The organism is Streptomyces musisoli, from assembly GCF_016741855.1.
Classification (GTDB): Bacteria; Actinomycetota; Actinomycetes; order Streptomycetales; family Streptomycetaceae; genus Streptomyces; species Streptomyces musisoli.
In genome coordinates, this window is record NZ_JAERRH010000110.1 from 1 (window position 1) to 549 (window position 549).

Here is a 549-nt window from a genome sequence, read left to right on the forward strand (position 1 = left end):
TGCGCGGCTCACCACGAGTGATGTGGACGCGGTCGAGGCGCATGGCACGGGGACGCGGCTGGGTGACCCGATCGAGGCGCAGGCGCTCCTTGCGACCTACGGCCAGGAACGGGACGGCGAACGGCCGTTGTTCCTGGGGTCGTTGAAGTCGAACATCGGGCATGCTCAGGCGGCTGCGGGTGTGGGTGGTGTCATCAAGATGGTGATGGCGCTGCGCAACGGTGTCCTGCCGAAGACGTTGCATGTGGATGCTCCGTCGTCGCACGTGGACTGGTCGGCCGGGGTGGTGGAGCTGCTGACCGAGCAGCGGGACTGGCCCGAGCTGGACCGACCACGCCGAGCCGCCGTCTCCTCCTTCGGCATGAGCGGGACCAACGCCCACGTCGTACTCGAACAGGTCGCCCCGACAACGAAGTCGGAAGACCCCTCGCCCGAGCCCCAGGGCCCGCTTCCCTGGGTGGTCTCCGGTAGGTCGGAGGGGGCGGTGCGGGCGCAGGCGGAGGCTGTGCGTGCGTTCCTGGCCGAGCGCCCGGGTGAGGATCTGGGTGG

The 549-nt window shown here is 69.6% G+C and carries 1 protein-coding gene; it reads left to right on the forward strand.

The window, feature by feature from the left end; all coding sequences use genetic code 11:
* On the forward strand, nucleotides 1–549 hold a 549-nt coding region (locus JK361_RS40685), incomplete at both ends, for a ketoacyl-synthetase C-terminal extension domain-containing protein (RefSeq protein WP_236054684.1).